We start from the raw sequence: 14,165 nt of genomic DNA, 5'->3' as shown, positions 1-14,165 counted from the left end.
AAACCTTACGAATAAACGGCAAATATGGCATATTCTTTTATCGGTAGCTGTTAAAGTCATGGCTTCCTGTTTGAACAAACGTTTAGAAACGGTTAGACTTGTTTATAACAAAGTATCACGAGAAAAGCAAATAGAAAAAATGCCGGTAATTAGCTATTTTGACTGATTTACAGCCAATTATAGTGATTTATTATGAGATGTTTGTTGTTTGTTTTGTGGGCTTACTTACCATAAAAATAATTCGTTCAATTCGTAAACAAACGACAACATTTATAAACAATTGTCAGCTTAAATTTCGCTTTGATATATGATCGTTTACAAGTTACGACCGCACGGCTTTTGATGTTCGGTGTGGCTCCCCTCGAACCTGGAGTCGCTAAAAATTGAGAAAATTCTTTAAAACAAATTTGCATTTCAACAAAAAATCGTACCTTTAGATGAGCAAAACGTTCAACGAACAAAAAGGTGAACAGCGAAGAATAGCTATTATAATTTACTGAAAATTAGATATATACAGCGTTGGGTTCGAATCCTGCCATCCCGACAACAAGCGATACCAAGTATCAAAACCCTCTGAATCGAAAGTTCAGAGGGTTTTTTATTAGAGGATGATGGGCAAGAGCTCCTAACCGGAGATTGTTCATCCAACAGAAAAACATTCCATGTCTGTTTCTTTACGTATTTTATCCCTTTAGGCCATATTTGCTGATGATCGGTTGTCTTTTCTCCGGGAATGTTGTTATTCCAAATCGTTGATCGAGATTTTTTAACCGATTCGCTATTTCCGGGTCTTTTGGCGTTAAGTTCTTCTTGATCATATCAGGAAAAATCTGGTGAAAAAGTTCTTCCAGAAAATCTTCAAAGTTTTGATTGAAATACATATCAATGAACCGAAGCGGTTTTTCAGAACCATTCCAGAAGGTGTGTTCAAGTTTTCGCGGCCTAAAATGCCAACCGCCAGCTTGAATTTCTTCTACTTTGCCATCTACGATAACTGTAGCTGATCCTTCCAGCACCAACATAAGCTCATCCAGGTCTTTATGCACATGTGGCGCAGGCCCCATTGTTCGAGGTGCGACCGCTGTTTCCACACAGGAAAATTGCAGGTTTGTGGTTGAGCTTCTTATCCATGTACGTATGTCAATTCCGCCCGGCCCTGGCTGCAAAGGTTTTTGAGGTGGAAGATAAAAAGGCAACAACGGATTCATTTCTTTGTGGACATTTTCCTTACCCGATGCGAACTGAGACAGGCTGATGCCAGCTGTAGCCAATACCAGGTTTTGAACGAGGGTACGTCGTGAAATGGCAAAATTGTTTTTCATTTTTTTAAAATTACTGCGGTTAATTTACTGTAAATCAGGATGCAAAATACAGTTAAAAAAAATACCAGGCTATGCTCTTACCTAAAGGTAATTAACTTACCTTTAGGTAATAAAAAATAATCATGTCGTCAAAAGAACTCTATACAGGTTGTCCTGTACAACACGCCAGGCGGTATTTAAGCGGAAAGTGGCAAATTGGCATCCTCTGGCACCTGAAGAAGCAACCTGCAAGATTTGTAGAATTGAAGACAGTATTGCTTGGAATAAGTGAAAAAGTATTAACGCAAGATCTGCGTTTTTTTGAAGAAGCAGGTATTGTTGAAAAACAAGTATTTGCGTGCATTCCGCCAAAAGTAGAGTACCGGCTTACGCCTCAGGGTTTAACCCTTATACCAGTTGTAGAAACAATAATCCAGTGGGGCTATCATCACTTGCAAAGCGAAAAAGCAAATCGATCAATGCTTTCAACTCCCGTTAGCGTTATCAATGACATTGAAGCCATGCAATAAGATATAATTACAAGCAAAGAGCTGCCAATTTCCTCAAATCTTGCAGAAAAGGTTCGAAATTTGTACAGGCAGGACGACTAAAGCGATACTAAGCAATATAAAGCCTTTAAATCTATGATTTAGAGGCTTTATTGTTTTATTCCAATCCCGATTATTCAAGTTATATCAACGGAAATAACCTGGCACCAACTCTAAATTAACTACAGCCTCTCCGTTAGCTAATCCTGTGGCCGTTCAACATTGCTTACTCAGGCTCAACGCCCAAAACAAACACTTTGTCACCAAGAGGTAAAAGTAGTAAACTTAGTTGACTATATTAGTCAACTAAGTTTACCTTTGTATCGTTATTTACAAAGAAGATGAAAGCGATCATAACCTCTATCCCAACCTTACTTCCGGCTATAGCCAAACACTTGCCGGTTATTGATCTGTCGTGGAGCAAGGCAGGACATTACATTTTTTCGGTTCTGCGGGAAGCATTCAGAGACAATGTGGTGTCGGAAGTGGAAATGGAGTTTTTACTGCTGTTGCTAACCGGGTTTGTTGTGGCTGCAAAAGAGACGCTGAGCGGCTATGTTGCGTATGCGAAAAACACCATTAAGTAATGGAAAAGTCAGGAAATAATAGAGAAGCTTATTTTTTGTAATTGTAACTAAGGGTTTACATCTAATTGCGTGTTAATATCAATATCATGAAAACTACATATACCTACCTTATCAATAAAACTATAGCCCTGCTGTTGTTCGTGCTGCTGGCATCAACTGCCCTGGCACAACAAACCGTAGTTAAGGGTGTAATTACCGACGCCCGCACCCACGAAACCATGCCTGCCGTAACCGTTGTGTTCGACGGCACTACCATTGGTAACAGTGCCGATAACAACGGCCATTACCACCTGGTTGGCGCAGGCAGCTTTAACAAGATCAAAGTATCTTTTATCGGTTATACCACTGTAGTAAAAAATATCATTCCGGGCCAAACCCAAACTGTTGACATTGCCCTTGTTGAAGACAGGCACATGCTGAAAGAAATAGCCGTTAAATCGACTAAAAAGGTAAGATACACTAACCGGAATAATCCAGCGGTTGAACTGATCCGTAAAGTAATTGAGCACAAAGACGAAAACAGGCTGGAAAGCTTTAACTACGCCGAGTATCAACAATATGAGCGGATCAATATTTCGCTGAGCGACTTATCCGAAAAGTTTAAAAACAAAAAGATATTTAAAAATTACCAGTTTTTATTTACCGAACAGGATTCGGACGCGATAGGCGGAAAGAACCTGCTGCCCATTTATATGGAAGAGAAGTTATCGGATAATTATTTCCGTAAATCGCCTTTTACCCAAAAACAGGTTGTACAGGCACACAAACAGGTTAAGTACGATGAACGTTTTGTAGATAACGATGGCTTGCAGGCTTATTTTAATCGCATGTATATGGATATCGAGATCTATGACAATAACATCGATCTGCTGAATAACCAGTTGCTGAGCCCTATTGCCGATGCCGCTCCTACCTTTTATAAGTTTTTTATTACTGATACCATTAAGGATGTTAGTCCGAAACTGATCGAGCTGAGCTTTACGCCACGCAACACAACTGATATGCTTTTTGAAGGTAAGATATACATTACCATGGATGGCAACTATGCTGTGCAAAAAGCCTTGTTAAGCGTAAACAAAAACATCAACCTTAACTTTGTGCGCCAGATGCAAAGCACCCTGGCCTTTGAAAAAACCGATGGCGGGAAGTATCGTTTAAGTCAGAGCGATTTGAAGATCGATTTTGGTTTGAACAAAAATAAAGGCGGCGGTATTTATGGCGAGCGTGTGGTGATCAAAAATAACTTTGTTGCCAACCAGCCCCGTACACCCGAAACCTATAACGGCCCTGCGCAAATGATAGCCTTTAACGCTACCGAAAAAGGCGACGAATTTTGGAAAGCCAGCCGCCCGGATACGCTTAAACCGCAGATAGCTAATATTTACAAAAACATCGATAGCCTGCAAACCATCCCGTCGTTTAAGCGCACTATGGATTTGGTTACCTTGTTTATTGCCGGTTACAAAAACTTTGGCCCGTTTGAAATGGGCCCGGTTAATACCTTTTACAACTACAACCCCGTTGAAGGTTTAAGGCTAAGGTTAGGCGGCCGTACTACTCCGCAGCTAAGCAAACGCTATTACCTGGAAACTTACGGCGCTTATGGCTTTAAGGACGAACAATTCAAGTACTTTTTAAGCGGCACCTATTCGCTTAATAACAAGTCTATTTATTCGTTCCCGCAAAATTACCTGCGTGCCAGCGTTCAGCATGACACCAAAATACCGGGACTTGAATCGCAGTTTGTACAGGAGGATAACTTTTTGATGGCCTTTAAACGCGGCGAAAACAACAAGTATTTATATAACGATGTGTTCAGGCTGGATTATGTGCACGAGTACCTTAACCATTTTTCGTACAAGGTTGAGCTGCAAACCTGGAACCAGGCCCCGGCAGGCGACTTGCTTTATCAAAGCAATATTGAAACACCAACTACAAGCGCCAGTACAGTTAACACTTTACAAACTACCGAACTATCGGCGGAGTTAAGGTATGCGCCGCACGAAAAATTTTATCAGGGTAAGATATACCGTACACCTATCCCTGATAAATATCCGGTGTTTACCTTACGTTACCAACAAGGTTTGAAAGATGTTTTAAAAGGCGATTACAGCTACGAAAACATTACGGGCCATATTTACAAGCGCTTTTATGTATCGCAGTTAGGATTTACCGATGTTGATGCCGAAGGTGGGTACCTGTTCGGTAAAGTACCTTTCCCGTTGATGAACATTGCTCATGCCAATCAAAGCTATGCGCTGCAACTGGATTCGTACAACATGATGAACTACCTGGAATTTGTGAGCGATCATTATGCCAGTGTTAATGTGGATCATCACTTCAATGGTTTCATCTTCAACAAAATACCGGTACTTAAAGAGCTTAAACTGCGCGAGGTGATCTCGTTTAAATCGTTGTGGGGTGGTGTTCGTCCGGAAAACGATCCGGCTAATGCCAGCAACCTGCTTAAATTCCCGGTTAACGGTTATGGTGTACCAACTACTTATGCATTAAACCACGATCCTTATATGGAAGCGAGCGCAGGTATTGAAAACATATTCAAGGTACTGCGGGTTGATGTAGTTAAGCGGTTAAATTATCTCGATCATCCTGATGTTTCGCAATGGGGTATCAGGGCCAGGGTATTAATACAGTTTTAAAAATATTTAATCGAACTTGTTAACCAGGTTGACTATATTAGTAAACAAATATCTATTAACAAAGTAATTATGGCAACGGGAGATTCAATGAGGGTAATGTGCAAAATGCTGTATGTGTTGAAGAAACTGTCGGACGACTGGCTTTTCAGCAAACTTTGTCATGGTGATTGCGAAAGTTTCAACAACGCGCATTTGCCTTTATTGTTCAGCATTGGCGATGAAGGCATATCCAACAGTAAACTGGCCGCTAAACTTAACGTAAGCAAACAGGCGGCCAGCAAGGTGATCAAAGAACTGGAAGAACAGAAACTGGTACACACTGAAAAAAGTGCTGATGATGCCCGTTCATCAACCATACACCTTACCGCTGGCGGCAAGCAGCTACGGGGCCATATCAAGGCGCAGATGATGGAAATGGAAGAGCAATACATCAAAGTTTTAGGCACCAAAAATTACAATATTGCCATGGATGCCCTGCAAAAGATGATCGACTTCCACGAAGAGCAATTGAAAGTTAAGCTGAATTAATATTTGTTGATTGGGTTGATTAGGTTTATTAAGTTGTTCAGGTTACTAATTCTGGTTTATCAACTCAATCAGCCTCTCTCATCAACTCAAAGATGGAAATGATATCCCTTTGATCTTTCTGAATAGCTCTACTGCGTACAGATCTGTCATACCGGATACAAAATCGATCACGGTTTGAATGCGGGTGTATTCATCCGCGCTGTCAGTTAAAAATTGCTTCGGGATCAGTTCAACCAGCTTTTGCTGATATTTGGTTTTGTTTTGCAGATATGCCGGTATAAACTCTTCCAGCAAACCACTCATCACTTTATAGCCCGCAACTTCTATCTGTACCACCGAGCTGTAATTGTAGATCTTTTTTCCTGATATTTTACCAATATCCTTCATTACCGAACGGAAAGGTTCATCAATACGGTCGATCAGCGAGGCATTGAAATCCCCGTTAAGGATAGTTTGCTCTTCGTTAAAAAACAGGTCCGAACATTGCTTAACCAGCGTATTGATAGCCCGCGCACGCAGATAACTCACCTTTGCATCGGTATCATCAATGGCGCTTAACCTCTCAGGCATTTTAGCATCGTTACACAGCGGCAGCAACAACTCCTCCGCCTCTTTGTAACTCAATATCTTAAGGCGTTGTGCATCTTCCAGATCGATAATATTGTAACAGATATCATCAGCAGCTTCAACCAGGTATACCAGCGGATGGCGTTTATAGACTAACGGATCTTCCTGAACCTTATTCAAACCGAGCTCCACAGCTATCTTTTCAAAATCGGCCTGCTCCGATTCAAAAAAGCCGTATTTTTTAGTATAGATCTTACTTTTATCATGCCCGGCCGGCGATGCACAGGGATACTTGGCAATAGCTGCAATGGTAGAATAAGTGAGCGCAAAACTACCGAAGCCTTTACCTGTATACGGATGCGTAAGGATGCGCAGCGCGTTGGCATTACCTTCAAAATCAGTAAGGTCGTGCCATTGCTGTTTGGTTACCTTACCTTGGTAAGCCTTGCCTTCGCCATCTGTAAAATAATGCGAAATGGCTGATTCGCCCGAATGCCCGAATGCCGGGTTACCCATATCGTGAGCTAAACAAGCGGCGGCTACGATATCCCCTATCTCGCTTAGCAGCGGGTATTTATCGTCGATGTTTTTATCGATCTTTTTAAGCTTATTGTAATGGATGCGGCCCAATGATTTACCCACGCTGGCTACTTCCAAACTATGCGTAAGCCGATTGTGCACAAAAACACTTCCCGGCAAAGGAAACACCTGGGTTTTGTTTTGCAACCTGCGAAACGGCGATGAAAAAATGATGCGGTCATAATCACGCTGAAACTCCGAGCGGGCATCTTCTGAGTTTGCTATATATCTGTGCTCGTATCCCCAGCGTTTTGCCGAAAGCAATTTATACCAATCCATACAGCCAAAGATATAATACTTTTACGAACAGCAGAACGCCTTCATTAACCATCCCGATTGTAAAGTAGCGGCAAATCGGAGCAGGCTAAGTAGCCTTATCCGGTTCCAACACCAAAAAAATATTAAATCAAAAATACCGTGAAAACACCCTGATTTTAACGCAATTATTATTATAATTTTATATACAATATTTATCATCCAATAGTAATAAGCACAATAACAGCCAATCAAAATCACATGGAAGGTGCGCAAATACGTTACACAAAACGAAATTATGGTTTAACCTGTCACAACTAATATGATGAGTACTAAATTAGTTTACCGGTATTTAAGGGGATACACGCTTGATCCCGGGTTTTCTACCCAACTGGATACCATGAAGTTTAATCAAACCACGTACAGGATATTGTGGGAAGATTTGAATGCCCCCGAAAATGCAGGCCCTGCCGGCGAATATTTTGAAGTTATCGACATTGATCCGCCCAGCAATTGTTATTACGAGCCGGTGAATCTTGATTCGCGGGAGGTATTATCGCAACACGGGTTAACACCCAGTGAAGGTAATCCGCAATTCCACCAGCAGTTTGTATACACTATAGCGATGAAAACACTCGAATATTTTGAGCAATCGTTAGGCAGGAAACTGATCTGGAATTCGCGCATTACCTACGAAAACGGTAAGGTCAAAGAAGAGTATGTAAAAAGGATACGCTTATATCCTCATGCATTCAGAAACGCCAATGCTTATTACAGCACAGAAAAGAAATCTATCTTATTTGGATATTTTCAGGCGGCGCAACAAATACAGGGTGCTAACTTTCCAAATGGTGCAGTATTTGCCTGTCTCTCGCCAGATATTATTTCGCACGAGGTTACCCATGCGTTGCTTGACAGTATACACCCCCGGTTCCTGGAAAACACTAACCCCGATGTCCCTGCCTTTCATGAAGCGTTTGCCGATATCATTGCCCTGCTACAAAGATTTACCATTAACGAGTTGGTGATCAATCAGTTTGCGCAATCAGACGGCAGTTTTGATAAATTTACATACCTGGGTGAACTGGCCACCCAGCTGGGTACCGCCCTCTCGCACGGAAGGGGCGCCTTACGCAGCGCTATTGGCGGGCGCGACGAAAATGGCACGTGGAAACGTAGTAAGCCCGATCCTTCCCTTTATCAAACTAAAACGGAGGCTCATGACCGTGGATCGGTATTGGTTTCTACATTTTTTGATGCTTTAATAAAGTTATATAACTACAAAACACAGGATCTGATACGGATAGCAACAAACGGTACGGGCGTATTACCGCAAGGCGTTCTGCAGCTCGATCTTGCTACAAGGCTTGCCCAGGAAGTATGCGCAATAGCCCAGCACCTGATGCAGATAGCCATACGCGCACTTGATTATTGCCCGCCGCTTGATATTACATTTGGCGAATATCTGCGGGCACTCATTACAGCCGATATAGAATTTTCTCCGGCTGATGATAATAATTACCGCATTGCGTTGATAGATGCTTTTCGCAACTGGGGCATATTTCCCGATCACGTGAATACATTTTCAGAAGAAAGCCTGCAATGGTGCACTCCCGATAATTTTGCACCATCAGATAAACTCGCGTTAGATAAAGTGGCTGCTTTTTTACGGGGCAGGGTACGTACGTTGTACAACCTAAGCGATCGGGAGGCTATCTATCACGAATCTAAAAAAATACAGGCGGCCCTGCACGACTTTCTGCTCGGCAAGCCGCAAACTGATGAATGTGGAATTGCGGAACAGGCTTTAAGTAAAGATGAGCTGGAAAGCATACTCCCCAAACTTGGTTTAAGTACCACGGCTGTTCCTTACTATGATGCACCCGAACAAGATGATAACCGAAAAAAATTACGGCAAAAAAACCCGGATGTCATGCCTATCGAAATCCATAAAGTACGACCAGCTTATCGTGCAGGCCGTGAAGGCAGGATACTTGAACAAATAGTGGTAACCATTACTCAATCTACCACTATTTTGTTAGAAACCGGTAGAATCGATGAAGATACAAAGCAACCAATTATGGACGAGATGAAGTTTAGAGGTGGAAGTACCCTTATCTTCAATATGGCCGATGAGTTTAAAGTAAACTATCTCATTACTAAAAACATTGCCAGTCAGGACAGGTTTTTAAAACAATTAAACTACCAGCAGGGCGGTAACGACGCAGCCTTATCATTTTCTGATTCGATGTATGATGACGATAATGGTTTCGATACGATCAACTTTGCCAGGTTACATTTTCATTAAACTTATTATGAGCAACATTAAAGTTAACATAAAAATGTTCCAGGTGGGAGAGCTTGGAGACTGTTTCCTTTTAAAATTTAACGAGGGCAACCAGGAAAGTTCAGTACTAATTGATTGCGGCTCATTTCGCAATTCAACACAATCTAAAGAAAGATTACAAACCATTGCCCGCTTTATTAAGAACGATTTAAATAACAAGCCATTGGATGTAGTAGTGGGCACACATCAACACAATGATCATCTTTCGGGATATGTACATGCGGCTGATATTTTTACGCAAACAGGTATCGATAATGTTTGGCTGTCGTGGCTTGACGATCCTAAAGATGCTGATGCCGCCAAAATAGCAGCTGGACAGCGTGCGCTTACTAAACAACTCCAGGCCATAAGCAGCAGCCTTACAAACAACAATATCACAAGCCACTCTTCTCTTGCAGCAGAAAAAATAAACGACGTATTGGGCTTTTACCTTGCGGAAGATACAGACAAGGCGAAGCAAACCAGTGAACCGATTATCCCGAAAACGGGTTTGGATAATTTAAAAAAGACAGGTAAAAACGTAAGTTACTTATCGCCAGGTAATGTATTGACTTTGCCAGGTCTGTCGGCAAATTCGGTTAAAGTATATGTGCTTGGCCCTCCGAAGGACAAAAAGTTATTGTTTGATATCAATCCAACTAAGGATGAAACTTACGACACGAAACTGACTGCCATCAGCAACCTTGCCGACGGCTACCTGGCCGCACTCAGTAACTTCGGCGGCAATGTAGTTGGCTCTGACGAAAGGAACTTCCCTTTTGATAAAAAATTTGGAAAGAAATTAGCTGATTCGGAATTTTTAAAACAAAGCTACCATTCAGGTGAAAATGAATGGAGAAAAATTGACGATGAATGGCTGGACCAGGTAGGTCAGCTTGCTTTGTACCTGGATTCATACACCAATAACAGCAGCCTGGTAATGGCTTTCGAACTCGTAGAATCGGGCAAGGTGTTACTGTTTGTAGGAGATGCACAAACCGGTAACTGGCTGTCATGGAAAAACATTAAATGGGATGCCAACCATGTAAAGCCGGGCTTTTCATTAGATTATTTACTTAACAATACGGTTTTGTATAAGGTTGGCCACCACTGCAGTCATAACGCCACGCTAAAAGAGTATCTTGATGATAAAATAAACCATCCGGATCTGGTTGCGATGATCCCTGTTGATGAAACAGATCCAAATATTACTAAAAAGAACGGATGGAAAATGCCGGCTGTAAATTTGTATAAAAAATTAAAGGAAAAAACCGGCAACCGTGTTTTAAGAATGGAAAAAGGCTTTGACACGGATTGCGACCCAAATGGTGCGGCTAAACAGGCATGGGCCAAACTACCGTTTAAGCCCGTTGTTGATAAAACAAATTTCTTTATCGAATACGAGGTGCATGGTTAACACGCAGTAAACAGCTAACAGGCTCCGATAAAAATCGGGGCCTTTGCTGTACTACAGCAATACGCCCTGCATTACCGTTACCGCTACGGTAAAGTAGATGATCAGACCGGTAACATCAACCAGTGTGGCCACAAAAGGGGCCGATGATGTTGCAGGGTCGGCGCCAAGCCTTTTGAGCAGCAAGGGGAGCATCGATCCGGCTAATGAGCCCCAAAGCACTACGCCTATCAACGCTAAACCAACTGTTAGGCCAACCAGCATCCAATGCGGACCGTAAATAGTTGAAAAGAATGTCCAGGCAAAGATCCTGAAAAAGCCTATCACACCCAGTGTTACACCTAAAAGCAGGCCTGAAATGATCTCGCGCCGCATAATTCGCCACCAATCGGCTATGGTAACTTCGCCAAGTGCCATAGCCTGGATGATGAGTGTTGAAGCCTGCGAACCACTGTTGCCCCCGCTTGATATAATGAGCGGTACAAACAACGCCAGTACTACAGCTTTTTCAATTTCGCGCTCAAAAAAGCCCATGGCCGTTGCGGTAAGCATTTCACCTAAAAACAGAATAATGAGCCAGCCTACGCGTTTTTTCACCAGTTTAAGCAAAGGCATATCCATATAAGGCTCATCCAAAGCTTCGGTACCACCTATCTTTTGGATATCTTCGGTATATTCTTCGTTCGCTATCCACAAAATATCGTCGACGGTAACGATACCCAGCAAAATATTTTCATCGTCGGTAACCGGCAAAGCGGTACGGTTATTCATCCTGAACACGTTGATCGCTTCTTCCTGTGGGTCGTTAACGTTAAGGGCAATGAGCCGGTTATCCATCAGCGCGCTTACTTTGGTCTCGGGGTCTACCAATAATATCTCGCGGATGCGGATATCATCCACCAGCACGCCGTTACTATCGATCACATACAAAACATCAATTGTCTCGGAGTTCTTACCGTATTTACGCAGGTGTTCGAGTACACGGGTAACCGTCCATGTTTTTTTAACGGTAACATAGTCGGGCGTCATTAAACGGCCAACGCTGTCTTCTTTATAACCTAACAAGGTAAACGCTTCTTTGCGGTCGGCGGCCGAAAGATGCAGGATGAGTGTTTTTACAGCGTCGCCATGCAGTTCACTGAAAAAGGCGGTACGGTCGTCGGGCGGAAGCAGGGTGATCAGTTCGGCAATTTTGGTGCCGGATAACTTTTTCAGGATACGCTCCTGTTTCGGAAAATCGAGGATGCGGAATACGTTCACAGCCCGGTTGGGTTGCAATATCTCGATAAACTTGGGGCCATGTTCAGGAAGTTCGTCTATCAGTGCTTCAACATCCGATATATTCAGGTTGTTCAGGTGTTCCCGGAGTAGCTCAGTATCATTATTTTCCAGTAACAATTCAATTTGCTCAACCATTTCTTCCATAAGCCTTTTTGTTTACATAGTTTATCCTGCTGTTTACCGTGCGCAAAAGTCGGTTTATTTTTTCAGGATAGGAAGAGAATACGTATAACAAAGGCCAAAAATGTTTGAGTCAGGTTTTGTGAGCTTTACATTATCATTTTCGCAACAAAAATTTCCAACAGGGGGGTATTTGTCGGTATTTTTTTAATAGTTATTGATGCTTGGTTATCAATTTCGCAATTATAAAAGCCTCGCGCTTAATACAATATACGCATTTTAATTTAAAACAGATGCATACTTATGAGCTTACTTTTTACCCCTGTAGTACTTGTAGATCTTAACAGCCGACATAATGATCATGGTAAACAGAATCAAAGCTACCATCCCGTAGATCCAATTCACGGCATCTTTCAGCACGGCTAAAAATACAATGGCGAACAGGAAGATAGTAGCAACCTCGTTCCAGATGCGGAGTTGAGTGGAGGTCCATTTGTAAATGCCGTTACGCATTTGTTTCATTTTGCTTTGGCAGATGTGATGGTAACCAATAAGGCCTATTACAAAACCAAGCTTTACCCGTAACCAGGGCATTTGCAGCAGATACGGATTGATGATCACCATGGTAATACCCGCGATAAGCGTTAGTAACATAGCGGGTGTGGTGATGATATTCATCAGCTTGCGCTCCATGATCTCAAACTGTGCGGAGAGTATCCTCCGCTCCTCTTCGGGTTTATCCTGAGCTTCGGTGTGGTAAATAAACAGGCGTACGATATAAAACAGTCCCGCCATCCAACTTACTACGAAGATGATATGAATTGCTTTGATGTAGTCGTAATATTCCATTTTAATCTCATTGGGTCATGCCGAATTTATTTCGGCATCCCACATGCAAAGTATGCACCTTTTATAATTGTCCTGTGGGATCCTGAAACAAGTTCAGGATGACGCTCCTTTTTTTTAGTATCTGTACTCTTTAATCACCTCAACCGCGTACTTCACGTTATCAAACGGGATATCCGGCATAATGCCGTGGCCCAAGTTGAAAATGAAACCATTCTCCCCTTTCATCCTGTCGAACAAACGGTAAATACGCTCTTTGATCACTTTTTTATCCGCATACAAAATATGCGGATCAAGGTTGCCTTGTACGGCCATACCTTGCGGTAAACGCTTTTTAATATCCAGCAGATCAACGTTCCAGTCTATCGAGATCACATCCGGTTTGGCTTCGGCCATTAATGGCGCAAAAACCGAACTGCCTTTACAGAACGATATCACCGGGATATCCTTACGGTTTAAGTTGCTGATGATCTCGGCAATATACCGGTGCGAAAACTCTTTATAATCGTCCCATGCCAAAGCCTGTGCCCAGCTGTCAAATATCTGCACAGCGTTAACACCGGCTGCTATCTGCAAATTCAAATAATCGGCAGTTACTTTAGCTATCTTAGCTAAAAGCTGGTGAGCCATTTCGGGCTCATTGTGCAACATCAGCTTGGTGAGCTTAAAATCTTTTGAGGATCCGCCTTCAACCAAATAGCTCATCACCGTAAAGGGCGCACCTGCAAAACCGATCAGTGGGATACTTCCGTTTAAACGTTGTTGGATAACCTTAATGGCATCGGCAACATATTGCAGCTTATCGCCAACTTCAACCTGCAGGTTATCAATATCTTTTTGTGTGCGTACGGGGTTGGCAAACTTAGGGCCAACGTTGGCAGCAAAGCTCAGGTCGCCGCCCATAGCCTCGCCGGTTACCAGTATGTCTGAGAATAAGATGGCAGCATCAATGCCCAGCAGGTCAACCGGCAACATAGTTACATCGGCGGCCAGCTCGGGCGTTTTGCACATTTCTAAAAACGAGTACTTGTTTTTAATATCCCAGTACTCTTTCATAAACCGGCCTGCCTGGCGCATCATCCACACGGGCGGGCGTTCGGTTTTTTCAGAAAATGCGGCTTTAATAAATAACGAATTCTTCATATAAAATTTC

11 protein-coding genes are annotated in these 14,165 nt (G+C 42.5%); 6 read left to right on the top strand and 5 right to left on the bottom strand.

Annotated elements, in window-relative coordinates:
- Positions 1 to 683: 683 nt before the first annotated feature.
- Positions 684 to 1,322 carry a cupin domain-containing protein gene (locus ACFGVR_RS14825; RefSeq protein WP_448698094.1) on the bottom strand — a complete coding sequence of 213 codons (639 nt, stop codon included), beginning with the start codon at positions 1,320 to 1,322 and terminating at the stop codon, positions 684 to 686.
- 122 nt (positions 1,323 to 1,444) lie between these two features.
- Here ACFGVR_RS14825 and ACFGVR_RS14820 point away from each other — a divergent pair, with 122 nt between their 5' ends.
- From ACFGVR_RS14820 to ACFGVR_RS14805, 4 genes are all read left to right on the top strand, one after another.
- Positions 1,445 to 1,831 (top strand): winged helix-turn-helix transcriptional regulator, encoded by a 387-nt coding sequence (locus ACFGVR_RS14820; protein WP_448698093.1) that lies wholly within the window; start codon positions 1,445 to 1,447, stop codon positions 1,829 to 1,831.
- A gap of 359 nt (positions 1,832 to 2,190) precedes the next feature.
- Entirely contained in the window at positions 2,191 to 2,436 is a 246-nt protein-coding gene (locus tag ACFGVR_RS14815) for a hypothetical protein (RefSeq protein ID WP_448698092.1), read from the top strand.
- Positions 2,437 to 2,522: 86 nt separating this feature from the next.
- Positions 2,523 to 5,096, top strand: a complete 2,574-nt coding sequence (locus tag ACFGVR_RS14810; protein WP_448698091.1) for a DUF5686 family protein — start codon at positions 2,523 to 2,525, stop codon at positions 5,094 to 5,096.
- Between the two features lie 69 nt (positions 5,097 to 5,165).
- Complete coding sequence (locus ACFGVR_RS14805; RefSeq protein WP_448698090.1) at positions 5,166 to 5,624, top strand: MarR family winged helix-turn-helix transcriptional regulator; 459 nt, start codon at positions 5,166 to 5,168, stop codon at positions 5,622 to 5,624.
- A gap of 81 nt (positions 5,625 to 5,705) precedes the next feature.
- Here ACFGVR_RS14805 and ACFGVR_RS14800 read toward each other — a convergent pair whose 3' ends face one another.
- On the bottom strand, positions 5,706 to 7,049 hold the full coding sequence (locus tag ACFGVR_RS14800; protein ID WP_448698089.1) for a deoxyguanosinetriphosphate triphosphohydrolase: 1,344 nt from the start codon (positions 7,047 to 7,049) through the stop codon (positions 5,706 to 5,708).
- Positions 7,050 to 7,347: 298 nt separating this feature from the next.
- Here ACFGVR_RS14800 and ACFGVR_RS14795 point away from each other — a divergent pair, with 298 nt between their 5' ends.
- Both ACFGVR_RS14795 and ACFGVR_RS14790 read left to right on the top strand, forming a co-directional pair.
- Complete coding sequence (locus ACFGVR_RS14795; RefSeq protein ID WP_448698088.1) at positions 7,348 to 9,333, top strand: hypothetical protein; 1,986 nt, start codon at positions 7,348 to 7,350, stop codon at positions 9,331 to 9,333.
- A gap of 7 nt (positions 9,334 to 9,340) precedes the next feature.
- Positions 9,341 to 10,768, top strand: a complete 1,428-nt coding sequence (locus ACFGVR_RS14790) for an MBL fold metallo-hydrolase (protein WP_448698087.1) — start codon at positions 9,341 to 9,343, stop codon at positions 10,766 to 10,768.
- A gap of 51 nt (positions 10,769 to 10,819) precedes the next feature.
- On the opposite strand, the gene mgtE is transcribed toward ACFGVR_RS14790, so the two are convergent.
- From mgtE to hemE, 3 genes are all read right to left on the bottom strand, one after another.
- Positions 10,820 to 12,190: a magnesium transporter gene (mgtE, locus tag ACFGVR_RS14785; protein ID WP_448698086.1), complete on the bottom strand. Its 1,371-nt coding sequence runs from the start codon at positions 12,188 to 12,190 to the stop codon at positions 10,820 to 10,822.
- A 285-nt stretch (positions 12,191 to 12,475) separates the two neighbouring features.
- Positions 12,476 to 13,015 carry a protoporphyrinogen oxidase HemJ gene (hemJ, locus tag ACFGVR_RS14780; protein WP_448698085.1) on the bottom strand — a complete coding sequence of 180 codons (540 nt, stop codon included), beginning with the start codon at positions 13,013 to 13,015 and terminating at the stop codon, positions 12,476 to 12,478.
- Positions 13,016 to 13,129: 114 nt separating this feature from the next.
- Positions 13,130 to 14,155, bottom strand: a complete 1,026-nt coding sequence (gene hemE, locus ACFGVR_RS14775) for a uroporphyrinogen decarboxylase (protein ID WP_448698084.1) — start codon at positions 14,153 to 14,155, stop codon at positions 13,130 to 13,132.
- Positions 14,156 to 14,165: the final 10 nt, after the last annotated feature.

The sequence above is a fragment of the Mucilaginibacter aureus genome (assembly GCF_053514885.1).
The sequence above is the reverse complement of the archived record's forward strand: the minus strand, read 5'-3'. Positions and strand labels throughout refer to the sequence as shown.

Excerpts from the sequence above, each read along its gene's own strand:
- ACFGVR_RS14825 (WP_448698094.1), bottom strand. The coding sequence starts at position 1,322 with ATGAAAAACAATTTTGCCATTTCACGACGTACCCTCGTTCAAAACCTG.
- ACFGVR_RS14820 (WP_448698093.1), top strand. The coding sequence starts at position 1,445 with ATGTCGTCAAAAGAACTCTATACAGGTTGTCCTGTACAACACGCCAGG.
- ACFGVR_RS14815 (WP_448698092.1), top strand. The coding sequence starts at position 2,191 with ATGAAAGCGATCATAACCTCTATCCCAACCTTACTTCCGGCTATAGCC.
- ACFGVR_RS14810 (WP_448698091.1), top strand. The coding sequence starts at position 2,523 with ATGAAAACTACATATACCTACCTTATCAATAAAACTATAGCCCTGCTG.
- ACFGVR_RS14805 (WP_448698090.1), top strand. The coding sequence starts at position 5,166 with ATGGCAACGGGAGATTCAATGAGGGTAATGTGCAAAATGCTGTATGTG.
- ACFGVR_RS14800 (WP_448698089.1), bottom strand. The coding sequence starts at position 7,049 with ATGGATTGGTATAAATTGCTTTCGGCAAAACGCTGGGGATACGAGCAC.
- ACFGVR_RS14795 (WP_448698088.1), top strand. The coding sequence starts at position 7,348 with ATGATGAGTACTAAATTAGTTTACCGGTATTTAAGGGGATACACGCTT.
- ACFGVR_RS14790 (WP_448698087.1), top strand. The coding sequence starts at position 9,341 with ATGAGCAACATTAAAGTTAACATAAAAATGTTCCAGGTGGGAGAGCTT.
- mgtE (WP_448698086.1), bottom strand. The coding sequence starts at position 12,190 with ATGGAAGAAATGGTTGAGCAAATTGAATTGTTACTGGAAAATAATGAT.
- hemJ (WP_448698085.1), bottom strand. The coding sequence starts at position 13,015 with ATGGAATATTACGACTACATCAAAGCAATTCATATCATCTTCGTAGTA.
- hemE (WP_448698084.1), bottom strand. The coding sequence starts at position 14,155 with ATGAAGAATTCGTTATTTATTAAAGCCGCATTTTCTGAAAAAACCGAA.